The organism is Citrobacter sp. VF227, assembly GCF_052950715.1.
In genome coordinates this window covers 123,746-147,660 of the sequence record NZ_JBRFVF010000004.1, presented here as the reverse complement: position 1 = coordinate 147,660, position 23,915 = coordinate 123,746, and the positions used below count along the sequence as shown (strand labels likewise).

The following is a 23,915-nucleotide window of genomic DNA, read 5'->3' as shown; positions in this document are numbered from 1 at the left end:
TACAAAACAAAAGCCAGCATGCCTGATAGACGCATCGCAATCAGGCATTATTCATTTACTCTTCCAGCGAATACGGCTGCGGTACGATATGCAGCGTTTTTGCGTCGTCTCGAACGCGGAACACGCTGTCGACTTCCATATCGTTATTCATCACAACCTGCACCAGCACTTGCCCATCAGCCAGCTGCACTGCGGCGAGTATGGTGCCGGTACGACGCCAGTTCTCACCCATTTTCAGCTCCAGGTCTTCACCCGCTTCCGGTACGCGACTGGCCGCTCCTGCCAGAGTCCACATGGCGCGTTTGTTGGCTCCGCGGAATTTTGCGCGGGCAACCATTTCCTGACCGGTATAGCACCCTTTTTTAAAGCTGATGCCGCCTAATGCCTGCAGATTGGTGGCTTGCGGAATAAACTGCGCGCTGTTGGCAGAATCAATAACAGGAATACCCGCTTCGATATCCAGCGCCAGCCACTGTTGGCTGTTATTTAACTCCGCTTCACCACGCAGTTTCTCTGCCAGCGTTTCCGCTGTGGCAGTATCGGTCACTAGTAAGAAGCGTTCGGCTGGGTGTTCAAACCACAATATTGTGGAAGAGCCTTCGGTAATAACCTGCTTATCGCTGCTCGGTAATTCGCTAAAAAGATTGGCCAGTGCCGCACGTGCCTGGAATCCCGCTACGCCCAGCAGGACGCGCTCGTCGTCCGGGGCAATCGCCACTTTCGAAAAGACCGCGTATTTTTTCAGTTCAGTAAGCTGCGCATCGCGCAGGCTACGGCGCTCAACCCAGGCAAAACCGTCACCCTGGCGGAACAGACGCAGGGTGCTCCACATTTTACCTTTGGCGTCACAATGTGCCGCCAACACGTGCTGATGTTCGGTCATCTGGCTGACATCCGCCGTGACCTGACCCTGAATATACTTCTCACTGTCGACACCGGTGATGGTGGCGAGCGCCCAGTCATCGAGCGTCATTAGCGTCAGAGGCAAACGCGTTGACGCGAAAGGCTGGCGAGGAGGAAAAGATGTAAAAGCCATAATAATGTCCTGATTTGCTTAACGCAGTGATAATGACTAATGGTAAAAGAGCTATGGCCCATTGCAAGCGGTTTAAACAGGCTATTTGTGCCATATATTAAGCTTTGCGAGGAGACATCCAAAAATGCTGAATCCTTTGACTTAATGCGGTTTTATTTCGCGAACAAGCTTCCGATTACTGATATTCCCGTCAATGCGCGGGAAAAACACGTTACAATAGCCGGATACTTCGTTTTCGCGAGACAGGGAGAAGAACATGGATATTAACAACAAAGCACGTATTCATTGGGCATGCCGCCGTGGTATGCGCGAGCTGGACATCTCGATCATGCCGTTTTTCGAACATGAATACGACAGCTTAAGTGACGAAGAAAAACGTATCTTTATTCGTCTGCTAGAATGTGATGATCCAGATTTGTTTAACTGGTTGATGAATCATGGGAAACCAGCTGATGCTCAGCTGGAACAGATGGTGCGACTTATCCAGACACGGAATCGGGAACGTGGTCCAGTGGCAATCTGATTTACGCGTTTCATGGCGCGCGCAATGGCTTTCACTGCTCATTCATGGGCTGGTCGCGGTATTTATTTTATTGATGCCCTGGCCATTGAGTTACACCCCATTATGGCTGGTTTTGCTGTCTTTGGTGGTGTTCGATAGCGTACGAAGCCAGCGCCGAATTAACGCCTGTCAGGGCGAGATTCGGCTGTTGATGAACGGTCGTCTGCGCTGGCAGGGGCAAGAGTGGTCTATCGTTAGCGCCCCCTGGATGGTAAAAACAGGCATGATGCTGCGTTTGCGTTCCGATACCGGAAAACGTCAGCATCTATGGCTGGCGGCAGACAGTATGGATGACGCAGAATGGCGGGATTTACGGCGGTTAATACTGCAACAGGCGAAGCAGATGTAGCACTGACGGTAAGGTTGCGACCTTAACCGTCAGTCGGCAGCAACTCAGGACCAGTGCTCGGCCATTTCACCAAGAATTTGCTCGCACCAGGCCTGAATGCGTTCATCGCTGAGGTCGTACTGGTTCGTTTCATCCAGCGCCAGACCAACAAACAGCTGTCCATCGGCAATGACGGGTTTATCGCTGGTGAATTCATAGCCTTCAGTTGGCCAGTAACCCACAAATTTAACGCCTTTTGTAACCAGTTTATCGTGCAGCATACCCAGTGCATCCAGGAACCATTCGCCGTATCCCAACTGATCGCCCATACCGTAAAGCGCAACAATTTTGCCTTCCAGGTTGAGGTCGTCCAGTTGCGCCCAGACTGCTTCCCAATCCTCCTGAATTTCACCGAAATCCCAGGTCGGGATGCCCAAAATGAGCACGTCATACTGCTCCATTAAGCTCGGGGAATCATCTTTGAGGTTGTGCAGTGTCACCAGTTCGGGACCCAGGATATCGCGGATTTTTTCCGCTGCCATTTCGGTGTAGCAGGTGCTTGAACCGTAAAAAAGACCCATGTTCATGACGTAAACATCTCAATTCTGCTGTAGCGTTGCGGGTAGTGTAACAGAATCGCCGCATTCTCGGCACAATGAGGCATAATGCATCAAAAATGAGAGTGGAATAAGGGGTGCGAGTGGAACAGGATCTGGCGCGCATCGAGCAGTTTCTTGATGCACTGTGGCTGGAACGAAATCTGGCGGAAAATACGTTAAGTGCGTATCGTCGCGATCTGACCATGCTTGTCGAATGGTTACATCACCGCGGTGCTTCGCTGGCGACCGCGCAGAGTGATGACCTGCAAGCATTGCTGGCTGAGCGGATGGATGGGGGATATAAGGCCACCAGTTCTGCACGCTTGCTCAGTGCGACACGGCGCTTTTTTCAGCATCTTTACCGTGAGAAATTTCGCGAAGATGACCCCAGCGCTGCGCTGGCATCACCTAAGCTTCCACAGCGTCTGCCCAAAGATCTCAGCGAAGCGCAGGTAGAACGACTGCTGCAGGCACCGCTTATCGAGCAACCGCTGGAACTTCGCGACAAAGCCATGCTGGAAGTATTGTATGCCACGGGCCTGCGCGTGTCAGAACTGGTGGGGCTGACGATGAGCGATGTCAGCCTGCGTCAGGGCGTGGTTCGGGTAATCGGCAAAGGAAATAAAGAGCGTCTTGTCCCGTTAGGTGAAGAGGCGGTGTACTGGCTGGAAACGTACCTGGAGCATGGGCGTCCATGGTTACTCAATGGCGTATCGATTGATGTGCTGTTTCCCAGCCAGCGCGCGCAACAGATGACTCGTCAAACCTTCTGGCATCGTATTAAACACTATGCTGTGTTGGCTGGAATCGATAGCGAAAAGCTGTCACCGCATGTCCTGCGCCACGCGTTTGCCACGCATCTGCTCAATCATGGCGCTGACCTGCGCGTGGTGCAGATGCTGCTGGGGCATAGCGACCTCTCGACAACGCAGATTTATACTCATGTCGCAACGGAGCGCTTGCGGCAACTACATCAACAGCATCACCCGCGAGCGTGAGTGCTGACAGGAAAGGATAGGTTATGAAAAAACGTTTTATGATGTTCACTCTGCTGGCAACGGCTTTTACTGGTATGGTACATGCTGACGATGCGGCGATTCGCCAGTCATTAGCGAAGCTGGGCGTTCAGAGTACCGAGATTCAGTCAGCTCCGGTTGCGGGCATGAAAACCGTACTGACCAATAGCGGCGTACTATACGTTACCGAAGATGGTAAACATATTATTCAGGGACCAATGTACGACGTGAGCGGCGCAAGCCCGGTAAACGTCACTAACCAACTGCTGATGAAGCATTTGAACGCGCTGGAAAACGAGATGATCGTCTACAAAGCGCCGCAGGAAAAACATGTCATTACCGTTTTCACCGACATCACCTGTGGCTACTGCCACAAGCTGCATGAAGAGATGAAAGACTACAATGCGTTAGGGATCACCGTACGCTATCTGGCCTTCCCTCGTCAGGGACTGGAAAGCCAGGCAGAGCAGGACATGAAGTCTATCTGGTGTGCGAAGGATAAAAACAAAGCCTTTGACGATGCAATGGCAGGCAAGGGCGTGAAACCAGCGACCTGTGATGTGGACATCGCTAACCACTACGCACTGGGCGTACAGTTTGGCGTCAGCGGTACGCCGGCGATTGTATTGAGCAATGGCTATGTAGTGCCTGGCTATCAGGGGCCGAAAGAGATGAAAGAATTCCTTGACGCACATGCCAAACAAACCAGCGGTAAATAATTCGCGTGAAACAACAGATACAACTTCGTCGGCGTAAAGCCGACGAGACCGCCGAGCTACCTGCCGACCTGCCGCCACTGCTACGTCGTTTGTACGCCAGTCGGGGCGTGCGCAGCACGCAGGAGCTTGAGCGTAGCGTGAAAGGCATGTTGCCGTGGCAGCATTTAAATGGCGTCGAAAAAGCAGTTGAGATCCTCTATAACGCCTTTCGCGAAGGAACTCGAATCATCGTGGTCGGCGATTTTGACGCCGATGGCGCGACCAGCACGGCGCTGAGCATCCTGGCGATGCGTGCGTTGGGCTGCAGCAACGTTGACTATCTGGTGCCGAATCGTTTTGAAGACGGCTATGGTTTAAGCCCGGAAGTGGTGGATCAGGCCCATGCACGGGGCGCTCAGCTGATTGTTACTGTCGACAATGGCATTTCGTCCCACGCGGGCGTTGAACATGCCAGAACGTTGAAGATCCCGGTCGTGGTGACCGATCACCATCTGCCCGGAGACACGCTGCCGGGCGCAGAGGCTATTATCAACCCTAACCTGCCCGACTGTGAATTCCCGTCGAAATCGCTGGCGGGCGTTGGTGTTGCCTTCTACCTGATGCTGGCGCTGCGCACCTTTTTGCGTGACAAAGGCTGGTTTGATGAACGCGGCATTGCACCGCCGAATCTGGCGGATTTGCTCGATCTGGTTGCGCTTGGCACGGTGGCCGACGTGGTTCCGTTGGATGCCAATAATCGCATTCTGACGTGGCAGGGCTTAAGCCGTATTCGTGCCGGAAAGTGCCGTCCGGGTATTAAAGCGCTGCTGGAGATTTCCAATCGCGACCCACTCAAACTGGCTGCCAGCGATTTAGGTTTTGCCCTCGGGCCACGGCTGAATGCGGCGGGGCGTCTGGACGACATGTCCGTTGGTGTGGCGCTGCTACTGTGCGACAACATTGGTGAAGCGCGCGTGCTGGCCAATGAGCTGGACGCGCTCAACCAAACACGCAAAGAGATCGAGCAGGGGATGCAGACGGAAGCGCTGACTCTGTGTGAAAAGCTGGAACGCAGTAGTGATACGCTACCGGGCGGTCTGGCAATGTACCACCCTGAGTGGCATCAGGGCGTGGTGGGGATTCTGGCATCACGCATTAAGGAGCGCTTCCACCGTCCGGTGATTGCGTTTGCGCCTGCCGGCGACGGTACGCTCAAAGGCTCCGGACGCTCGATTCAGGGGCTACACATGCGCGATGCGCTGGAGCGCCTGGACACCCTTTATCCTGGCATGATCCTCAAGTTTGGCGGCCACGCTATGGCAGCAGGTTTGTCGCTGGAAGAGGCGCAGTTTGAGCGTTTCCAGCAGCGTTTCGGCGAACTGGTAACCGAGTGGCTGGATCCCGCCTTACTACAGGGTGAAGTGGTATCAGATGGTGCTCTGAGCGCAGCGGAGATGACCATGGAGGTCGCGCAAATGCTGCGTGATGCCGGACCGTGGGGGCAAATGTTCCCAGAACCGCTGTTTGACGGGCATTTCCGGCTGCTTCAGCAACGCCTGGTCGGTGAGCGTCATCTGAAGGTAATGGTTGAGCCTGTTGGCGGCGGCCCACTGCTGGACGGTATTGCATTTAATGTTGATACCACCTGCTGGCCCGACAACGGTGTTCGCGAAGTTCAGCTTGCCTACAAACTGGATATTAACGAGTTTCGTGGCAACCGCAGCTTGCAGATTATAATCGACAATATCTGGCCACTTTAGCGTCACTAATCGCTATAAAAAAGGGCGTGGATTAGTTACAATCCCGCTCTTATAACCGCATTTTGACTAGTCCAATAAAAGAAATCAGACAATGTTTGAAATTAATCCGGTAAATAACCGCATTCAGGACCTCACGGAGCGCTCTGACGTTCTTAGGGGGTATCTTTGACTATGATGCCAAGAAAGAGCGTCTGGAAGAAGTAAACGCCGAGCTGGAACAGCCGGACGTGTGGAACGAACCCGAACGTGCCCAGGCGCTGGGTAAAGAGCGTTCCTCCCTTGAGGCCATCGTTGATACGCTCGATCAGATGAGCCAGGGCCTGGAAGATGTCTCCGGCCTGCTGGAGCTGGCTGTAGAAGCCGATGACGAAGAAACCTTTAACGAAGCCGTAGCAGAACTCGATACCCTGGAAGATAAGCTGGCCCAGCTGGAATTCCGTCGTATGTTCTCCGGTGAATATGACAGCGCAGATTGCTATCTCGATATCCAGGCTGGCTCCGGCGGTACGGAAGCGCAGGACTGGGCAAGCATGCTGATGCGAATGTATCTGCGTTGGGCTGAAGCGCGCGGCTTTAAGACCGAAATTATTGAAGAGTCTGAAGGTGAAGTCGCGGGTATTAAATCCGTGACCATCAGAATTGCTGGCGAGTATGCTTACGGTTGGCTGCGTACTGAAACCGGCGTACACCGCCTGGTACGTAAAAGCCCGTTCGATTCAGGTGGCCGTCGCCATACGTCGTTCAGTTCGGCGTTTGTCTACCCGGAAGTTGACGATGATATTGATATCGATATCAACCCGGCGGATCTGCGTATCGACGTTTATCGCGCCTCTGGTGCGGGCGGTCAGCACGTTAACCGTACAGAATCTGCGGTGCGTATTACCCACATCCCGACCGGGATTGTGACGCAGTGTCAGAACGACCGTTCCCAGCACAAGAACAAAGACCAGGCCATGAAGCAGATGAAAGCGAAGCTTTATGAACTGGAAATGCAGAAGAAGAATGCCGAGAAACAGGCGATGGAAGACACCAAGTCAGATATCGGCTGGGGTAGCCAGATTCGTTCTTATGTCCTTGATGACTCCCGCATCAAAGATCTGCGTACCGGGGTTGAAACCCGCAACACGCAGGCGGTGCTGGATGGCAGCCTGGATCAATTTATCGAAGCAAGTTTGAAAGCAGGGTTATGAGGAACCAACATGTCTGAACAACACGTACAGGGCGCTGACGCGGTAGCCGACCTTAACAATGAACTGAAAACGCGCCGTGAGAAGCTGGCGAGCCTGCGTGAGCAGGGGATCCCGTTCCCGAACGACTTCCGTCGCGATCATACCTCAGACCAACTGCATGCTGACTTCGATGCGAAAGAAAATGAAGAGCTGGAAGCGCTGAATATTGAGGTCTCCGTTGCTGGTCGTATGATGACCCGTCGTATTATGGGTAAAGCATCATTCGTTACGTTGCAGGACGTTGGCGGCCGCATTCAGCTGTACGTTGCTCGCGACGATCTGCCGGAAGGCGTTTACAACGAGCAGTTCAAAAAATGGGATCTGGGCGATATCCTCGGCGCGAAAGGTAAGTTGTTCAAGACCAAGACCGGTGAGCTGTCTATCCACTGCACCGAGCTGCGTCTGCTGACCAAAGCGTTGCGCCCGCTGCCGGACAAATTCCACGGTCTGCAGGATCAGGAAGCGCGCTATCGTCAACGCTACCTGGATCTCATCTCTAACGATGAATCCCGCAATACCTTTAAAGTGCGTTCACAGATTATGGCTGGCATCCGTCAGTTCATGGTTGGTCGCGGCTTTATGGAAGTCGAAACCCCAATGATGCAGGTAATCCCTGGCGGTGCGGCGGCGCGTCCGTTTATCACCCATCATAACGCGCTGGATCTGGACATGTACCTGCGTATCGCGCCGGAACTGTACCTCAAGCGTCTGGTGGTTGGTGGCTTCGAACGCGTATTCGAAATTAACCGTAACTTCCGTAACGAAGGCATCTCTGTTCGCCATAACCCTGAGTTCACCATGATGGAACTCTACATGGCTTATGCGGACTACAAAGATCTCATCGAACTCACCGAATCTCTGTTCCGTACGTTGGCGCAGAACGTTCTGGGAACGACGGAAGTGCCTTACGGCGAAGAAGTCTTCGACTTCGGTAAGCCGTTCGAAAAACTGACCATGCGCGAAGCGATTCAGAAATACCGTCCGGAAACCAATATGGCCGATCTGGATAACTTCGATTCTGCAAAAGCGATTGCTGAATCTATCGGCATCAAAGTTGAGAAGAGCTGGGGTCTGGGCCGTATCGTGACCGAGATTTTTGAAGAAGTTGCGGAAGCGCACCTGATTCAGCCGACCTTCATTACCGAGTACCCGGCAGAAGTTTCTCCACTGGCGCGTCGTAATGACGAAAATCCGGAAATCACCGATCGCTTCGAATTCTTTATCGGCGGACGTGAAATCGGTAACGGCTTCAGCGAGCTGAACGATGCAGAAGATCAAGCGCAGCGTTTCCAGGATCAGGTTAACGCTAAAGATGCGGGTGATGACGAAGCGATGTTCTACGACGAAGACTACGTTACCGCTCTGGAACACGGTCTGCCGCCGACTGCGGGCCTGGGTATTGGTATCGACCGTATGGTTATGCTGTTCACCAACAGCCACACCATTCGCGATGTGATCCTGTTCCCGGCGATGCGTCCGGTTAAGTAAGATGTGAAATGCCGAATGGCGGCTGATGCATTATCCGGCCTACGATCCGTTACGTAGGCCAGGTAAGCGTAGCGCCATCCGGCAATCAATTCCCGTTGGCAAACTTGCGCAGCAATTCTCGCGCCTTATTATTTGCAACCTGCATTACCATCCACGGGCTAAAGGCCCATGGCGTCGCGTCAATCCCGCTTAAAACATCCTCAAGATTGCTCCATTGGTAATCCATCACTTCATCCGCGTTCGGCTGTAACTGACTGACGATGTGCGCGGTGTAAACCGGGCAGACTTCATTTTCCACTATTCCACTCGGGTCCGTCGCGCAATATCGGAAATCAGGATAGACGGGTGTAAGATCGCTAATATCGGCACCCAGCTCGAAGCGAGCGCGGCGGACAATAGCCGCTTCGGTAGTTTCACCCAGCTGTGGGTGTCCGCAAACCGAATTGGTCCAGACGCCTGGCCAGGCTTTTTTGTGCAGCGACCGGCGGGTGACCAGCAGTTGACCTTGCTCGTTAAATATCCAGCATGAGAAAGCGGAGTGCAGGAGGGTTGCGGCGGTATGCGCCGTATACTTTTCCAGCGTTCCACAGGGTTGGTCCTGCTCGTTCAATAAAATGACATGTTCCTGTCGCATTGCGTCCACCCTCAATCTTAAGCACCCATATTATATGCTTAATTAAGGCATATTGATTAACTGAGGGTGTGAAATGCAAGGGTTGACGCTTCGTTGCGCGATATGATTTGGCATCCGGTTTCTGGCTGCTATGATAAAGCGTCTGGAAATGTTGCGAGGTATTGTTTTGAGTGCAGGACGCCTGAAGAAAAATAGCTTAAGTATCGTGATGCTGCTGTGTGTAGGTCTGCTGTGTGTAGGTCTGCTGTTAGTAGGCTGTTCCGGTAGCAAGTCGTCTGATACAGGAAGTTATTCCGGCTCCCTATATACCGTGAAGCGGGGAGATACGCTATACCGTATTTCGCGCGCCACCGGTACCAGCGTGAAAGAGATCGCCCGCCTGAATAACATTCCACCGCCCTATACGATTGAAGTGGGGCAAAAGCTGAAGGTCAGCGGCGGTGCGAAAACCAGTTCAAGCTCTGGCAAAACAACCAAGAAATCCTCGACCAAAACGGCGGCGGTCAGACCATCTTCATCTGTGCCGCAGTCATCCTGGCCGCCAGTGGGGCAACGCTGCTGGTTGTGGCCTGCCAGCGGTAAAGTGATTCTGCCTTATTCAACCGCGGACGGCGGTAATAAAGGTATTGATATCTCCGCTGCGCGCGGTACGCCGATTTATGCAGCAGGAGCCGGGAAGGTAGTTTATGTCGGGAATCAACTGCGGGGCTACGGTAATCTCATTATGATTAAGCACAGTGAGGACTACATCACTGCGTATGCGCATAATGACACCATGCTGGTGAACAACGGCCAAAACGTGAAGGCCGGGCAAAAGATAGCGACAATGGGCAGCTCGGATGCGACGACAGTGCGGCTGCATTTCCAGATCCGCTATCGGGCAACAGCGATCGATCCGCTGCGTTATTTACCGCCGCAGGGCAGTAAACCAAAATGCTAACGGTGAATTAATCGCCAGTCAGACGGTCAGCCCCTTGCCAGGAAGAGCGTAAGGTTTATAATCCCTTACGCACTTCAAAGCGGGCGTAGTTCAATGGTAGAACGAGAGCTTCCCAAGCTCTATACGAGGGTTCGATTCCCTTCGCCCGCTCCAATCTCAGCTGTTCTAAAGTTCTATCATTTCTCCTGTATTCAGAAATCAATAGCAACCTTTTTTATTTCACTACATATATGTTTTTACGCATGTGATATTGATTTTGTTCCCCACTGGCGTATTCTGATCCGCAAACGAGCAGGGGGAATAATGTCGTTTACTTCCTTACAACTTTTCAAGAATCTGTCTGATGAAACCCGGCTGGGCATCGTATTATTGCTCAGGGAGATGGGAGAGCTGTGCGTGTGCGATCTCTGCACGGCGCTGGATCAGTCACAGCCCAAGATTTCCCGCCACCTGGCAATGCTACGGGAAAGTGGTCTATTGCTGGATCGCAAACAGGGCAAGTGGGTTCACTACCGCTTATCTCCGCATATTCCTTCCTGGGCCGCTCAGGTAATTGAGCAAGCCTGGTTAAGCCAACAGGACGACGTACAGGCCATCGCCCGTAAGCTGGCATCGGCAAACTGCTCTGGTAGCGGTAAGGCTGTTTGCATCTAAAAAATTTGCCTGAACATATATGATTTTTCAAATGTGAGGTATTCAAAATGAAAACGTTAACGGTGTTTGACCCGGCAATGTGCTGCAGTACCGGCGTATGTGGCTCAGATGTCGATCAGGTTCTGGTTGATTTTTCTGCTGATGTGCAGTGGCTGAAAGGACGTGGTGTACAGGTTGAACGTTACAACCTGGCGCAGCAGCCCATGAACTTTGTTCAGAATGAGAAAGCGAAAGCATTCCTCGAAGCATCTGGGGCAGAAGGGCTTCCGTTACTGCTGTTAGACGGTGAAACGGTGATGGCTGGGCGATACCCAAAACGCGCTGAGCTGGCTCGCTGGTTCGGTATTCCGCTGGAGAAGGTAGGGTTAGCTCCCACCAGCTGTTGTGGTGGTAATACTTCCTGTTGCTGAATATGTCAGGGGGACATATGAAATTCTTACAGAACATCCCGCCTTACCTGTTCTTTACCGGCAAGGGAGGCGTAGGAAAAACGTCCATTTCCTGCGCGACGGCTGTCCGCCTTGCCGAACAGGGTAAGCGGGTTTTGCTGGTCAGTACCGATCCGGCCTCCAATGTCGGCCAGGTATTCGACCTGGCTATCGGTAACACCATTCGCCCTGTGACAGCAGTTCCTGGACTTTCCGCACTGGAGATTGATCCGCAGGAAGCCGCCCAGCAATACCGCGCCAGAATCGTTGATCCTATCAAAGGTCTTCTGCCTGATGACGTTGTTAACAGCATCAGCGAACAGCTTTCGGGGGCCTGTACCACTGAGATTGCGGCGTTCGATGAGTTCACTGGCTTATTGACAGACGCTTCCCTGCTGACCCGCTTCGATCACATCATTTTTGATACCGCGCCGACGGGCCACACGATTCGTCTGCTCCAGCTTCCCGGAGCCTGGAGCAGCTTCATCGAAAGTAACCCGGACGGAGCTTCCTGCCTTGGCCCAATGGCCGGGTTGGAAAAGCAGCGAGAGCAGTATGCTCATGCGGTAGAGGCGTTATCCGATCCTGAACGTACCCGTCTGGTTCTGGTTGCACGACTGCAAAAATCTACGCTGCAGGAAGTCGCCCGCACCCATGAAGAACTGGCTGCGATTGGCCTGAAAAACCAGTACCTGGTAATTAATGGTGTGCTGCCCAAAGCAGAAGCTGAACATGACGCCCTGGCCGCTGCGATATGGCAACGGGAGCAGGAAGCACTGGCAAATCTTCCTGCCGGTTTATCCGGGCTACCGACAGATACCCTATTGCTCCAGGCAGTCAATATGGTTGGAGTGGCTGCATTGAAGGGACTGCTGGATACCCGTTCTGAGGTATTACCGTATCCTTCAACGAACGTCCAGTACACGTCTGAAAACCTATCGCTCTCTGGCCTGGTCGATGATATCGCTCGCAGTGAACACGGCCTGATTATGCTGATGGGCAAAGGTGGTGTAGGGAAAACCACGATGGCTGCGGCTATCGCCGTCAGGCTGGCAGACATGGGGTTTGACGTGCATCTCACGACCTCTGATCCTGCTGCGCACCTGAGTACAACGCTGAACGGTAGCCTCAAAAATCTTCAGGTCAGTAGAATCAATCCACATGATGAAACCGAACGCTATCGCCAACATGTCCTTGAGACGAAGGGAAAAGATCTGGACGAAGCAGGGAAACGGCTGCTCGAAGAAGATTTACGCTCTCCCTGTACTGAAGAAATTGCCGTGTTTCAGGCCTTTTCCCGCGTGATTCGTGAAGCGAGTAAGCGGTTTGTTGTTATGGATACCGCCCCTACGGGACACACGCTTTTGTTGCTGGATGCGACCGGGGCTTACCACCGAGAGATTGCCAAAAAAATGGGGAATAAAGGTCATTTTACTACCCCAATGATGCAGCTTCAGGATCCGGATAGAACCAAAGTTCTGCTGGTTACGCTCCCTGAAACCACACCAGTGCTGGAGGCGGCAAACCTGCAGGCTGACCTTGAAAGAGCGGGGATTCATCCGTGGGGCTGGATTATCAATAACAGTCTTTCCATTGCGGATACGCTTTCTCCGTTGCTTTGCCAGCGCGCCCGGCAGGAACAGCCTCAGATTGAGGCTGTTAAGAATCAGCACGCTGACCGTATAGCGCTTGTTCCTGTGCTGGCGTCAGAGCCCGCTGGTATTGAAAAGCTCAGAGAGTTGATGAGTTAATTTTTTTGCATATACAGGGCGGCAAAGTCGCCCTGTCAGGAGGGTTTATGTTACTGGCAGGCGCTATTTTTGTCCTGACCATTGTTTTGGTTATCTGGCAACCGAAGGGATTAGGGATAGGCTGGAGTGCAATGCTAGGCGCGGGACTGGCTCTGATATCTGGCGTTGTGAATGTGGGCGATATTCCGGTGGTGTGGAATATCGTCTGGAACGCGACGGCAACGTTTATAGCTGTGATTATTATCAGCCTGCTGCTCGATGAATCCGGCTTTTTCGAATGGGCTGCGCTGCACGTTTCTCGTTGGGGTAATGGTCGTGGACGTTTGCTCTTTACGTATATCGTTCTGCTCGGTGCTGCGGTGGCGGCACTGTTTGCCAATGATGGCGCGGCACTTATTCTGACGCCGATAGTCATCGCCATGCTACTGGCATTAGGGTTCAGCAAAGGCACGACACTGGCATTTGTCATGGCCGCCGGGTTTATTGCCGATACGGCCAGTCTGCCGCTTATCGTGTCCAACCTGGTTAACATCGTTTCTGCAGACTTCTTTGGGCTGGGCTTCACTGAGTATGCGTCGGTAATGGTGCCGGTGGATATTGCCGCTATTATCGCCACGTTAGTGATGCTGCATCTGTTCTTCCGCAAAGATATTCCACCGACTTACGACCTGGCACTCCTGAAAGCACCGGCAAAAGCGATTAAAGATCTGGCAACCTTCAGAACCGGCTGGATAGTGTTGATTCTTCTGCTGGTTGGTTTTTTCGTCCTCGAGCCGCTGGGTATTCCCGTTAGCGCGATTGCGGCGGTTGGGGCTGTGATCCTGTTTGCGGTGGCGAAGCGAGGCCATGCCATTAACACCGGTAAAGTGTTACGTGGTGCGCCCTGGCAGATTGTTATCTTCTCGCTGGGGATGTATCTGGTGGTCTATGGCCTGCGCAACGCCGGGCTAACGGAATACCTCTCTTCTGTACTGAACGTACTGGCGGATAAAGGTCTCTGGGCTGCGACGTTGGGTACTGGCTTTCTGACGGCTTTCCTGTCTTCCATCATGAACAACATGCCTACCGTGCTGGTTGGTGCGCTCTCTATTGATGGCAGCACTGCAACCGGTGTTATCAAAGAGGCGATGGTCTACGCCAACGTGATTGGCTGCGATCTGGGCCCGAAAATTACACCTATTGGTAGCCTGGCAACGCTGCTCTGGCTACATGTACTTTCACAGAAGAACATGACCATCACCTGGGGATACTATTTCCGCACCGGGATCATCATGACTCTGCCTGTGCTGTTTGTAACGCTGGCCGCGCTGGCGATACGTCTCTCTTTCACTTTGTAATGAGATCCTGAAATGAACAACATCACCATTTATCACAACCCGGACTGCGGTACGTCGCGTAATACATTGGAGATGATCCGCAATAGCGGTACTGAACCAACCGTTATTTATTACCTTGAGACTCCACCATCGCGCGATGAGCTGGTCAAACTTATTGCAGATATGGCGATCTCGGTACGGGCACTGCTGCGTAAAAATGTTGAGCCTTATGAACAACTTGGTCTTGCCGAAGATAACTTCACTGACGACCAGTTAATTGACTTTATGCTGCAGCATCCGATCTTGATTAACCGTCCCATCGTGGTGACACCGCTGGGAACGAAACTGTGCCGTCCTTCTGAAGTTGTTCTGGATATCCTTCCAGAAGCCCAGAAAGGGGCTTTCGCTAAGGAAGATGGCGAGAAAGTCGTTGATGAAGCAGGTAAACGAGTGCGATAGCAATAGGATAATAAATGCTCTGGTTTTAAGCGTAAATCAGAGCAAATTTCTACTATGATAGAAATTATATTCTGGTGATGTTCAGATGATTTGAATGGTCTGGGTAGCATTTATTTTGTTTTTCAACGTTCTATACCTTAATAGTGGTAAATTATATTTTTAGAGAAAACTTGCGTAAAAGTCTATTATGATTTTTATCTGTATTTAGCACTTTGATCATCAACCTTCCAACAACAATTACTATTGTTAAAATTAAAGTAACATCTCGTAAGTTTTTAATGTTTTTATTTCTCATGGACGAAGATTTCAACACCATGGTATAATATGGCGGGAAAACATACAGGTTAATAACTTGTCAGTAATGTAAATAAATTTTCGAGGGGATTATTCCAGTGGGACGTAAATGGGCCAACATTGTTGCAAAAAAAACCGCTAAAGACGGTGCAACGTCTAACGTATATGCAAAATTCGGTGTAGAAATCTATGCTGCTGCTAAACAAGGTGAACCAGACCCAGAATCAAACTCAGCTTTAAAATTCGTTATTGAACGTGCGAAACAAGCCCAGGTTCCAAAGCACGTAATTGATAAAGCCATTGATAAAGCTAAAGGCGGCAGCGATGAAACGTTTGTGCAAGGGCGTTATGAAGGCTTTGGACCCAATGGCTCAATGATTATTGCTGAAACGCTGACTTCCAATGTTAACCGTACCATTGCTAATGTTCGCAACATTTTCAATAAAAAAGGTGGGAATATCGGCGCGGCAGGTTCTGTCAGCTATATGTTCGACAATACTGGCGTGATTGTTTTTGAAGGAACAGACCCTGACCGTATTTTTGAAATTTTGCTTGAAGCTGAAGTTGAAGTGCGCGATGTAACCAAAGAAGAAGGAAATATCGTTATTTATACTGAGTCTACAGATCTTCACAAAGGAATTGCAGCACTAAAAGCAGCTGGCATTACCGAATTCTCTACAACAGAATTAGAAATGATTGCTCAATCAGAAATTGAGCTTTCACCAGAAGATTTAGAAATCTTTGCAGGACTTGTTGATGCCCTTGAAGATGACGATGATGTCCAAAAAGTATATCATAACGTTGCAAATCTCTAATTTTAAATTAAAAGAGTCTGCCATTATGGCAGACTCTTTTAATCTCAATATTTGTTATAAAAAGGTATAGCCATCCAGATACACCTGTACGGCTTTAAGCAAGCTGATTCCCGGCGTAGTATCACCAGAATAATCAACTGCTATCATTCTTCCGTCAGGCTCGCTATCCGCCAGGTTGGTGGATACCTTCACCCAGGCTGCGTTGAAGTAAAACCGTGTCGAGCCAGCGTCCATGTTTGAAGCCAATGTTCTTCAGCGTGCCGATTTCCGTGAATCCAGCCTGCTGATTGACCTTCAGCGAACCCTGATTATTGCTATCACCGACGATGGCAATCAACTGCCGGTAACCCTGCGTTTCGGCCCAATCAATGACATGGCTTAGCAACGCTTTTCCTGCCCCCTGGCGCTGTGCTGTCGGGTCAATGTAAATCGAATCTTCGAGGGTATAGCGGTAGGCATAACGCTCACGGTAGCGGGTGAGATAGCAATACCCGATGACCTTTTCTTCTTGTAGCGCGAGCACCCACGGCAACCCCAGGCTGCGGATTTTTTCCAGGCGTGCCTGCATTTCGCGCAAATCCGGTGGGTCTGTTTCAAAGCTGCCTGTACCGTGAATAACATGATGGGCGTAAATATCGCGTATGGCGGGGATATGCTTTTCTTCTGCGTTAACGATTTTCATTGACCAGCTCCCATTGGCATCTTTATCCAGATTACCTGAAAGTCAGGAGGAGAGGGTAAGTGCAAAAAATTATGCTTCTATTTGCTTTTTCAATGTAAATAGACTTATAGATTGTAGGGAATAAAAATCGATTGCGGTTGATGCTGTCAATAATACGCAAGGTTGGTAAATACAATAACGATCAAAACCATGTACAACTCTTCGCGCGCGTATTCTGCCGGATATCAAAATACTAATTATGGTAGGTTTCAATCATGAGTTAAGAAGTTATTTGATTTCATTGCATTTTTACTGTACTTAGTCCTGCAAGTGACTGTACCTGTATTTTCATTTCATTGACTATGTCTGCTACTTAAAATTAAGTTATATTGTCTACATTGTTGTCTTTACTGTTATCGGAGTCATTATTATCAGAATTTTCTCTATCCGCACATAATAGTTACCGTGCAAACAGTTGCGCAGTGTAGCTATGCTAACCAGCAATAGTTATCATCGTCACAAGGCTTCGTTTCGCAAACTTAATCTAAATCCAGTATTCAATACCAGGTGGATTAGGATAATTTGACCTAAAATACTTTTTTTGCCCAAGAGTATTCTTGTTGCGTAGAAACAACAGGCACTGAATGATAAAATCCCTGGGTTTATACCTCCTTTCCAAGGATTAGAGGATGGGGTGTGGATAGTCAATAAGACGAAAGAATTAATTGCTTCATAACCCTATTACGAAATAAGCGGCAGTGCATCTTACATGGTCGACAACTGTCAGTGAATGACCGTAACTTATTGAAAACGCTTATTTTTACTATGATGTAAGATATAAGGGCAGATATGTTAAGTATGCGTCGACATGCCAATTTTATTAAACGTTTAAAGTCTGTTAGCTGTTTATTTACGGCAAGCGTACTTTTCCCGATGCAAATCTCCGCAGCGGTATCTGATTATGACGATTTGGTTATTAAAGCTCGGGGAGGTAATAGTGCACCGTTATTGCATTATCTTGAGGATCAGGGAAAGAAAAGCGCGCTAACGCCAAATCAGGTTGCCGACTGGCTGCAGGTTTCCGGTTGGGTTGATAACAACGATAAAACCACCATTGAAATCTGGCTGCAGTATCGTGGGCAGATGGATGTGCCTGCACGAGGGAAAGTTGCTGCCGCGCGCGCGTATCGTAATCTGAAGAACTGGAATGATTCGTTAGCGGTGTGGAATAGCGTTTTACAGGAAGAGCCTGACAACGTTGATGTACGTACCGGCTGGATAATGACGTTAGCGGATGCTCGCTACAATCAGCAAGCGCTTACTGAAGCGAACAAATGGGCGCAGGCGCATCCGGGGGCTGATTCCGACGCGCTACTTGCCTATGTATATCACTCTCAGGGGAAAAACTGGGACGCGCTGTTGGTTGCCAGCCAGGCGGATGACGTTGAGCCGGGCAACAAAAATGCGCAATCTACGCTGCTGTCTGCGCTGTCAGCAAACCGCGTTTCCGGACCCGCTTTAAATATGGCGGAAGTCGTACCCACGGCGGATCCTGTAAAGCGTCGCCTTGAGCTCGATGCGGCCGCCGAAATGGTGCGTTCTTCCTATACCTCCGCACGTAATGAAGAAGAACGATTCATCGTGGCGGACAAAGCGCTGGCCCGTTATGACCAGTTGCTGACGGCCTGGAAGGATGAACCGTCCGCACAGAATGATGTTCGTCGGGCGAGAATTGACCGCATGGGCGCCCTTCTGGTACGTAAACGAACTTCTGAAGTGATTAAGGAATACGAATCACTGTCTGCGAGCGGCGAAGTGCCAAACTATGCTAAACGCTGGGTAGCATCGGCATGGTTAAGTGAACGCCAGCCGGAAAAAACCGAAGCGATGCTGATGAGCATCTACTACCCCAATGGACCGATTCCTGTGACGCCGCTCGGTCCTGAGGATCAGCAGGATCTGTTCTACGCCCATATTGATAACGAAAACTTTGATGCTGCTAAAAAACAGGTCGAAAACTTAATCAAAGAGAGTCCGTACCTGCGACGCATCTATGGTTCGCCAACGCCGCAGCCGAACGATAACTGGCTGCTCGGGCAGTCGCTGCTGACGCAATACCATATCGCTGCTAATGAACTACCAGAGGCAGAAAAGCTCTCAGAGCATCTGGCGCGAACCGGCTCTGGTAACCAGGGGCTGCGCATATCCTATGCCTCTGTTCTTGAAGCACGTGGCTTGCCGCATGCGGCAGAGAAAGAGCTGAAGCTGGCGGAAGTGATCGAGCCAAGCAACCTTGAGCTGGAGCGTCAACAGGCTTACGTGGCATTGGATCTCCAGGAGTGGAAGCAGGCCGATGAACTAACGGATGACGTTATCGCCCGTAGCCCGGATGATGAAGCGACTCTGCGCCTCGCGCGTATTCGTGATGTTCACAAAATGTCGGAAGTGCGCATTAGCGGCACGCAGGGGATTTCGTCCGATAGCCCAGTCAGCGGTAAGAATGATTTCAACATCAATACGGCTATTTACAGCCCGCCAATTAACGACAACTGGCGACTGTTTACCGGATTCAACTTTGCTACCGGTGAATTTGAAGAAGGGAAGGGAATCAGCCGCGATCTGGCGGCTGGCGCAGAATGGACTTCCCGTGATTACTGGGCGGAAATGGAAGTGTCTGGCCGAAATTATGGCGATGGTCAGAAGATTGGTGGCCGTCTTTCCGGCTGGCATGACTTCAATGACAACTGGCGCGTAGGCGGTTCGGCCGAGCGCTTATCGCGTAATACGCCACTGCGTGCGCTGCGTAGCGGCGTGTATGCCAACGGCGGAGATATGTTTGTCCGCTGGTATCAAAACGAACGACGTGAATATCAACTGTCGTTTGCCGCCTCACATTTCTCGGACGGTAACGATCGTATCGAATACGGACTCAGCGGAAAAGAGCGCATCTGGACGACGCCGCGCTTCACGCTGGACTTTACTCCGGGCATCGGCGGGAGCACCAACACCAAAGAAAATGTGCCGTATTACAACCCGAAGAGTGATTTTTCCGTGGTACCCGGTCTGAGCGCTGAGCAGGTTCTTTACCGCCACTATGACACAGTGTGGACGCAGCAAGGCCTGGCTGGCGTGGGCGGCTATTGGCAGCAAGGCCAGGACGCAGGCGCTATTGTTCAGGTGGGATACGGACAACGACTCAAATGGAACAACGTCGTAGATGGCGGGGTGATGCTGATTTGGGATAAACGCCCCTACGACGGTAAACGTGAGCGGAATATCTCCCTCGCTTTCGATTTAAATGTCAGGTTTTAAGGATTGTTCATGCTGAAAAGATGCCTGTGGCTTAGCGCATTAATCGCTGGCTGGTTGATGATTACCGCGTGCAGTAGTGCGCACAATACAACGCCTCGTTATGTTCCTCCCGCAGAGAGAACGCCGCTGACGGCTGATCATCCGTGGCCAAAAAATAGCTTCCTGGTACTGGGTTATCACGATGTTGAAGATGGCGCAGCGGATCAGCGCTATCTTTCTGTGCGCACCAGCGCATTGAGCGACCAAATGGCCTGGCTGCGTGATAATGGCTATAACCCGATCAGCGTGCAGCAAATCCTGGACGCCCATGACGGTAAAATCGTACTGCCGGAAAAGGCTGTACTGCTCACCTTTGATGACGGATACAGCAGTTTTTATACCCGAGTCTGGCCGCTGCTGAAAGCCTACAACTGGCCTGCACTCTGGGCGCCGGTAGGCAGTTGGGTCGATGCGCCAGCCAATAAAAAAGTCGATTTTGGCGGCTTAATGACCGCGCGCGATAAATTCGCCACCTGGAAGATGGTCGAAGAGATGGGCAAATCGCCGCTGGTAGAAATTGGTGCGCATACCTGGGCGTCGCATTTCGGTGGTGATGCCAACCCGCAGGGGAGTAAAGAACCGGCGGTGGCGAATCATCTTTACGATAAGAAAACAGGAACTTACGAAACGGATGAGCAGTATACGCGGCGCATTAATACCGATATTTCACTGATCACCAATAAGATTAAATCGGTGACAGGGAAATCGCCGCGCGCGTGGGTGTGGCCTTATGGTGCGGCCAGTGGCACAACCTTAAATCTGACCAAAGAACATGGCTACAAGATGGCCTTCACGCTCAACGAAGGGTTGGCGAATGCCGCGTTTCTTGATGACATCCCGCGCGTGCTGATCTCTGATAATCCCTCTCTAAAGCGCTTTGCAAGTCAGGTCGCTCAGGTGCGTGAACCGCAGACGATGCGTGTGATGCATGTGGATCTGGATTACGTGTATGACAAAGACCCGGCCCAGCAGAAGCGCAACATCGATAAGCTGATCCAGCGCGTTTATGACATGCGCATTTCTCACGTTTTCCTGCAGGCGTATGCCGACCCTAAAGGTGACGGGAATATTCGCGAGCTTTATTTCCCTAACCGCTGGCTGCCGATGCGCGCCGACCTGTTTAACTATATTTCCTGGCAATTACAAACGCGGGCAGGGGTGACGGTATATGCCTGGATGCCGGTTCTGGCTTTCGATCTCGACGCTTCTATTCCACGTGTAACCGCATGGGATCCGAAAACGGGACGTACTGCTATCAATCGCGAGAACTATGTCCGCCTTTCACCCTGGAGCGGCGAAGCGCGTCAGCGCATCACTGAAATCTATGAAGACCTGGCGAAACACGCAAGCTTCAAAGGAATCTTGTTCCACGATGATGCTTTCCTGACGGACTTTGAAGACGCGTCACCGGAGGCGTTAGCCGCCTACCGCGCCGCAGGGCTTCCGGGAAGTATTGAGCAAATCCGTAGCAACCCTCAGACCTTTGAGCGCTGGACGCGCCTGAAAAGTAAGATGCTGATCGACTTCACCAAACAACTGACCCAGTCGGTGCGTAATATTCGCGGTCCGCAGGTGCAAACTGCGCGCAATATTTACGCGATGCCGGTACTGGAGCCGGAGAGTGAGGCCTGGTTTGCGCAGAACCTGAATGATTTCCTCAATACCTATGACTGGACGGCACCCATGGCGATGCCATATATGGAGCAAATCCCGGCCAATGATGCCAACGCCTGGCTCGACGGATTAGTGAATGCCGTTGCACAAACGCCCGGCGCGCTGGACAAAACCGTGTTTGAACTGCAGGCACGAGACTGGCGTAAATCCGGGGACGAGGCAGAAATCAGCGGAAAACAGATCGCCGAATGGATGCGCCAGCTGAAATTAAGCGGTGCAGGTAACTACGGCTATTACCCGGATGATTTCATCAGCGACAAACCTGAGATGTCAGAGATTCGCTCGACGTTCTCCTCATACTGGTACCCGCAAAAATGACCGATCGCATAATTGCTTTCCTGATACTTTGCCTGATGTTCAGCCTGCCGTTTGGCGTGGCTGTCATTTTTACAGGTGAAATGATGTTGAACTTCGTCTTCTTCTGGCCCTTGTTCATGTCTGCACTGTGGATAAGCGGCGGAGCCTATTTCTGGTTTTACCGTGAGCGTCACTGGAAATGGGGAGATAATACACCGCCACCGACCCTGGAAGGGAATCCGCTGGTTTCCATTCTAATCCCCTGTTTTAACGAAGGGATCAATGCGCGTGAAACCATTGGTGCTGCGATGGCGCAGCGATATAAAAATATTGAAGTGATTGCCATCAACGATGGTTCGACGGACGATACATACGAGGTTCTGGAACAGCTGGCCGTGGAATATCCAAGCCTGCGCGTGATTCATCTGGCTGAAAACCAGGGTAAAGCGCTGGCGTTGAAGACCGGTGCGGCAGCGGCGCGTAGTGATTACCTGGTTTGTATTGACGGTGATGCATTACTGGATCGCGATGCCGTCGCCTATATTGTGGCTCCGCTAATCCAGTTCCCGCGCGTCGGTGCGGTGACCGGGAATCCACGTATTCGTACCCGCTCCACGTTAATTGGCCGTGTGCAGGTCGGTGAGTTCTCTTCCATTATCGGCTTGATTAAACGTACGCAGCGAGTCTATGGGCAGATCTTTACCGTTTCCGGCGTGGTGGCGGCGTTTCGTCGCCGCGCGCTGGCGGAGGTCGGTTACTGGAGCCCGGACATGATCACCGAAGATATCGACATCAGTTGGAAGCTGCAATTGCGCCACTGGTCGATATTCTTTGAGCCACGCGCACTGTGCTGGATCCTGATGCCTGAAACGTTAAAAGGACTATGGAAGCAGCGTCTGCGTTGGGCGCAAGGCGGCGCGGAGGTATTTATCGTGAACATGCGCCGCCTGTGGTCGTGGGAGTTTCGTCGCATGTGGCCGTTGTTTTTCGAGTTCTGTTTTTCTACCGCGTGGTCGTTCGCTTACGCGATCAGTATCGTGCTGTTCCTGCTAGGGTTGATGATCCCGATGCCGGACTCACTGTACGTGCAGCATCTGTTCCCGCCAGCCTTTACCGGACTTATCCTTGGCGTGGTCTGCTTAATACAGTTTGCGGTAAGTCTGATCATCGAACGACGCTATGAAAAAGGCATTGGCGCCTCGTTGTTCTGGATTATCTGGTTCCCGGTGGTGTACTGGATGCTAAGTCTTTTCACCACGCTGGTGGCGTTTCCGAAAGTGATGCTCAAACGCAAACGCGGCAGGGCGCGCTGGGTGAGTCCTGACCGTGGCATTGGGAGGATCGAGTCATGAATCAGCCACTGATCTTTACCGAACAGCGTTTTCTGCCAAGGGCGATCGACGTGCTGTTGACGCTGGTTGCCTGGATTGGGTTTATTTACCTGATTTATAAAGGGCTGATCACGGCGCTGACGCACTCGCCCTATATGGGCGTACGACCCTTTTTCACCACGCTGGATACGGTGACGTTTTATATCCTTGTTGCTCTGGTGAATGGCCTGGTGCTGATTGGCTGGGCGAAGTACAACCAGTTTCGCTTCCGGGTGGAACGCCGCAGCCGTAGACCAGGACTGGAAGACCATGAACTGGCGGAAAGTTTACGCATTACCCGTGAGCTAGTGACAGAACTGAACAAGGCGAGAGTGCTGACGGTTCACCATTATGAAAGTGGTGAGATCAGTCATATCGATGTGGACAGGGATATCGCCGATAACCGTCTGCCGCCGCCGACGCCTGCGATGCTGGAGTATTTGCCGCCAGAGCGGGAGCCGTCGTTGCAGAAAAGATCTGAGTGATATTTCTGCTTTCAGCGGCCTCCTTCAGCCTCGCATCGGTCTATTATTAGACCCAGACAATAAAAAAATG

General features: G+C 51.5%; 22 protein-coding genes and 1 tRNA gene. 19 read left to right on the top strand and 4 right to left on the bottom strand.

Going from position 1 to position 23,915, the window contains the following annotated elements:
- Window positions 1–55 precede the first annotated feature (55 nt).
- Window positions 56–1,036: a tRNA-modifying protein YgfZ gene (gene ygfZ, locus ACU8YC_RS15240; RefSeq protein WP_252838622.1), complete on the bottom strand. Its 981-nt coding sequence runs from the start codon at window positions 1,034–1,036 to the stop codon at window positions 56–58.
- 256 nt (window positions 1,037–1,292) lie between these two features.
- Between ygfZ and sdhE the strand changes: the two genes are divergently transcribed.
- Entirely contained in the window at window positions 1,293–1,559 is a 267-nt protein-coding gene (sdhE, locus tag ACU8YC_RS15235; protein WP_016154349.1) for an FAD assembly factor SdhE, read from the top strand.
- Window positions 1,540–1,947 (top strand): protein YgfX, encoded by a 408-nt coding sequence (locus ACU8YC_RS15230; RefSeq protein WP_151218319.1) that lies wholly within the window; start codon window positions 1,540–1,542, stop codon window positions 1,945–1,947. The genes sdhE and ACU8YC_RS15230 overlap by 20 nt, the downstream gene beginning before the upstream one ends.
- A 44-nt stretch (window positions 1,948–1,991) precedes the next feature.
- Here ACU8YC_RS15230 and fldB read toward each other — a convergent pair whose 3' ends face one another.
- On the bottom strand, window positions 1,992–2,513 hold the full coding sequence (gene fldB / locus ACU8YC_RS15225; RefSeq protein WP_151218318.1) for a flavodoxin FldB: 522 nt from the start codon (window positions 2,511–2,513) through the stop codon (window positions 1,992–1,994).
- Between the two features lie 113 nt (window positions 2,514–2,626).
- On the opposite strand from fldB, the gene xerD reads away from it, so the two are divergent.
- The 5 genes from xerD to lysS all read left to right on the top strand — a co-directional run bounded on the left by xerD (window position 2,627) and on the right by lysS (window position 8,716).
- Window positions 2,627–3,523, top strand: a complete 897-nt coding sequence (gene xerD / locus ACU8YC_RS15220) for a site-specific tyrosine recombinase XerD (protein WP_187253168.1) — start codon at window positions 2,627–2,629, stop codon at window positions 3,521–3,523.
- 23 nt (window positions 3,524–3,546) lie between these two features.
- Window positions 3,547–4,260: a bifunctional protein-disulfide isomerase/oxidoreductase DsbC gene (gene dsbC, locus ACU8YC_RS15215; RefSeq protein WP_187258964.1), complete on the top strand. Its 714-nt coding sequence runs from the start codon at window positions 3,547–3,549 to the stop codon at window positions 4,258–4,260.
- A 5-nt stretch (window positions 4,261–4,265) separates the two neighbouring features.
- Window positions 4,266–5,999 carry a single-stranded-DNA-specific exonuclease RecJ gene (gene recJ / locus ACU8YC_RS15210; protein ID WP_187258963.1) on the top strand — a complete coding sequence of 578 codons (1,734 nt, stop codon included), beginning with the start codon at window positions 4,266–4,268 and terminating at the stop codon, window positions 5,997–5,999.
- A gap of 91 nt (window positions 6,000–6,090) precedes the next feature.
- A protein-coding gene (gene prfB / locus ACU8YC_RS15205) for a peptide chain release factor 2 (RefSeq protein WP_096878465.1) occupies window positions 6,091–7,189 on the top strand; the annotation gives its coding sequence in 2 pieces (ribosomal slippage) (window positions 6,091–6,165 and window positions 6,167–7,189; 1,098 coding nt in all).
- Between the two features lie 9 nt (window positions 7,190–7,198).
- Window positions 7,199–8,716: a lysine--tRNA ligase gene (gene lysS / locus ACU8YC_RS15200; RefSeq protein WP_005123357.1), complete on the top strand. Its 1,518-nt coding sequence runs from the start codon at window positions 7,199–7,201 to the stop codon at window positions 8,714–8,716.
- Between the two features lie 85 nt (window positions 8,717–8,801).
- Here the strand turns inward: lysS and idi are convergent, their stop codons facing one another.
- Window positions 8,802–9,350 (bottom strand): isopentenyl-diphosphate Delta-isomerase, encoded by a 549-nt coding sequence (gene idi, locus ACU8YC_RS15195; protein WP_151224302.1) that lies wholly within the window; start codon window positions 9,348–9,350, stop codon window positions 8,802–8,804.
- Between the two features lie 166 nt (window positions 9,351–9,516).
- On the opposite strand from idi, the gene actS reads away from it, so the two are divergent.
- From actS to ACU8YC_RS15155, 8 genes are all read left to right on the top strand, one after another.
- Window positions 9,517–10,290, top strand: a complete 774-nt coding sequence (gene actS / locus ACU8YC_RS15190) for an amidase activator ActS (RefSeq protein WP_446895508.1) — start codon at window positions 9,517–9,519, stop codon at window positions 10,288–10,290.
- 79 nt (window positions 10,291–10,369) lie between these two features.
- Window positions 10,370–10,443 (top strand) — tRNA-Gly (locus ACU8YC_RS15185).
- 150 nt (window positions 10,444–10,593) lie between these two features.
- Entirely contained in the window at window positions 10,594–10,944 is a 351-nt protein-coding gene (gene arsR, locus ACU8YC_RS15180) for an As(III)-sensing metalloregulatory transcriptional repressor ArsR (protein ID WP_151218314.1), read from the top strand.
- Between the two features lie 47 nt (window positions 10,945–10,991).
- Window positions 10,992–11,354 (top strand): arsenite efflux transporter metallochaperone ArsD, encoded by a 363-nt coding sequence (gene arsD, locus ACU8YC_RS15175; protein ID WP_414438272.1) that lies wholly within the window; start codon window positions 10,992–10,994, stop codon window positions 11,352–11,354.
- A gap of 17 nt (window positions 11,355–11,371) precedes the next feature.
- Entirely contained in the window at window positions 11,372–13,123 is a 1,752-nt protein-coding gene (arsA, locus tag ACU8YC_RS15170) for an arsenite efflux transporter ATPase subunit ArsA (RefSeq protein ID WP_446895507.1), read from the top strand.
- A 47-nt stretch (window positions 13,124–13,170) separates the two neighbouring features.
- A complete protein-coding gene (gene arsB, locus ACU8YC_RS15165; RefSeq protein ID WP_446895506.1) occupies window positions 13,171–14,460 on the top strand; it encodes an arsenite efflux transporter membrane subunit ArsB in 1,290 nt (429 codons plus the stop codon).
- A gap of 12 nt (window positions 14,461–14,472) precedes the next feature.
- The gene (gene arsC / locus ACU8YC_RS15160) at window positions 14,473–14,898 is read left to right on the top strand and encodes a glutaredoxin-dependent arsenate reductase (RefSeq protein ID WP_446895505.1); all 426 of its coding nucleotides are present in this window, start codon (window positions 14,473–14,475) and stop codon (window positions 14,896–14,898) included.
- Between the two features lie 392 nt (window positions 14,899–15,290).
- Entirely contained in the window at window positions 15,291–16,007 is a 717-nt protein-coding gene (locus tag ACU8YC_RS15155) for a YebC/PmpR family DNA-binding transcriptional regulator (RefSeq protein WP_446895504.1), read from the top strand.
- Window positions 16,008–16,170: 163 nt separating this feature from the next.
- Here the strand turns inward: ACU8YC_RS15155 and ACU8YC_RS15150 are convergent, their stop codons facing one another.
- The gene (locus tag ACU8YC_RS15150; RefSeq protein ID WP_446895503.1) at window positions 16,171–16,689 is read right to left on the bottom strand and encodes an N-acetyltransferase family protein; all 519 of its coding nucleotides are present in this window, start codon (window positions 16,687–16,689) and stop codon (window positions 16,171–16,173) included.
- A gap of 828 nt (window positions 16,690–17,517) precedes the next feature.
- Between ACU8YC_RS15150 and pgaA the strand changes: the two genes are divergently transcribed.
- From pgaA to pgaD, 4 genes are read left to right on the top strand one after another with little or no spacing between them, the layout of a single operon-like run.
- A complete protein-coding gene (pgaA, locus tag ACU8YC_RS15145; protein ID WP_446895502.1) occupies window positions 17,518–19,980 on the top strand; it encodes a poly-beta-1,6 N-acetyl-D-glucosamine export porin PgaA in 2,463 nt (820 codons plus the stop codon).
- A 9-nt stretch (window positions 19,981–19,989) separates the two neighbouring features.
- Window positions 19,990–22,011 (top strand): poly-beta-1,6-N-acetyl-D-glucosamine N-deacetylase PgaB, encoded by a 2,022-nt coding sequence (pgaB, locus tag ACU8YC_RS15140; RefSeq protein WP_446895501.1) that lies wholly within the window; start codon window positions 19,990–19,992, stop codon window positions 22,009–22,011.
- Window positions 22,008–23,342, top strand: a complete 1,335-nt coding sequence (gene pgaC / locus ACU8YC_RS15135) for a poly-beta-1,6-N-acetyl-D-glucosamine synthase (protein ID WP_151218307.1) — start codon at window positions 22,008–22,010, stop codon at window positions 23,340–23,342. Before pgaB ends, pgaC begins: the two co-directional genes overlap by 4 nt.
- Entirely contained in the window at window positions 23,339–23,845 is a 507-nt protein-coding gene (pgaD, locus tag ACU8YC_RS15130; RefSeq protein ID WP_151224294.1) for a poly-beta-1,6-N-acetyl-D-glucosamine biosynthesis protein PgaD, read from the top strand. The genes pgaC and pgaD overlap by 4 nt, the downstream gene beginning before the upstream one ends.
- Window positions 23,846–23,915: the final 70 nt, after the last annotated feature.

Excerpts from the sequence above, each read along its gene's own strand:
- sdhE (WP_016154349.1), top strand. The coding sequence starts at position 1,293 with ATGGATATTAACAACAAAGCACGTATTCATTGGGCATGCCGCCGTGGT.
- arsR (WP_151218314.1), top strand. The coding sequence starts at position 10,594 with ATGTCGTTTACTTCCTTACAACTTTTCAAGAATCTGTCTGATGAAACC.
- lysS (WP_005123357.1), top strand. The coding sequence starts at position 7,199 with ATGTCTGAACAACACGTACAGGGCGCTGACGCGGTAGCCGACCTTAAC.
- ACU8YC_RS15150 (WP_446895503.1), bottom strand. The coding sequence starts at position 16,689 with ATGAAAATCGTTAACGCAGAAGAAAAGCATATCCCCGCCATACGCGAT.
- pgaD (WP_151224294.1), top strand. The coding sequence starts at position 23,339 with ATGAATCAGCCACTGATCTTTACCGAACAGCGTTTTCTGCCAAGGGCG.
- fldB (WP_151218318.1), bottom strand. The coding sequence starts at position 2,513 with ATGAACATGGGTCTTTTTTACGGTTCAAGCACCTGCTACACCGAAATG.
- ygfZ (WP_252838622.1), bottom strand. The coding sequence starts at position 1,036 with ATGGCTTTTACATCTTTTCCTCCTCGCCAGCCTTTCGCGTCAACGCGT.
- idi (WP_151224302.1), bottom strand. The coding sequence starts at position 9,350 with ATGCGACAGGAACATGTCATTTTATTGAACGAGCAGGACCAACCCTGT.
- pgaB (WP_446895501.1), top strand. The coding sequence starts at position 19,990 with ATGCTGAAAAGATGCCTGTGGCTTAGCGCATTAATCGCTGGCTGGTTG.
- arsC (WP_446895505.1), top strand. The coding sequence starts at position 14,473 with ATGAACAACATCACCATTTATCACAACCCGGACTGCGGTACGTCGCGT.
- arsA (WP_446895507.1), top strand. The coding sequence starts at position 11,372 with ATGAAATTCTTACAGAACATCCCGCCTTACCTGTTCTTTACCGGCAAG.
- arsD (WP_414438272.1), top strand. The coding sequence starts at position 10,992 with ATGAAAACGTTAACGGTGTTTGACCCGGCAATGTGCTGCAGTACCGGC.
- pgaA (WP_446895502.1), top strand. The coding sequence starts at position 17,518 with ATGTTAAGTATGCGTCGACATGCCAATTTTATTAAACGTTTAAAGTCT.
- pgaC (WP_151218307.1), top strand. The coding sequence starts at position 22,008 with ATGACCGATCGCATAATTGCTTTCCTGATACTTTGCCTGATGTTCAGC.
- dsbC (WP_187258964.1), top strand. The coding sequence starts at position 3,547 with ATGAAAAAACGTTTTATGATGTTCACTCTGCTGGCAACGGCTTTTACT.
- arsB (WP_446895506.1), top strand. The coding sequence starts at position 13,171 with ATGTTACTGGCAGGCGCTATTTTTGTCCTGACCATTGTTTTGGTTATC.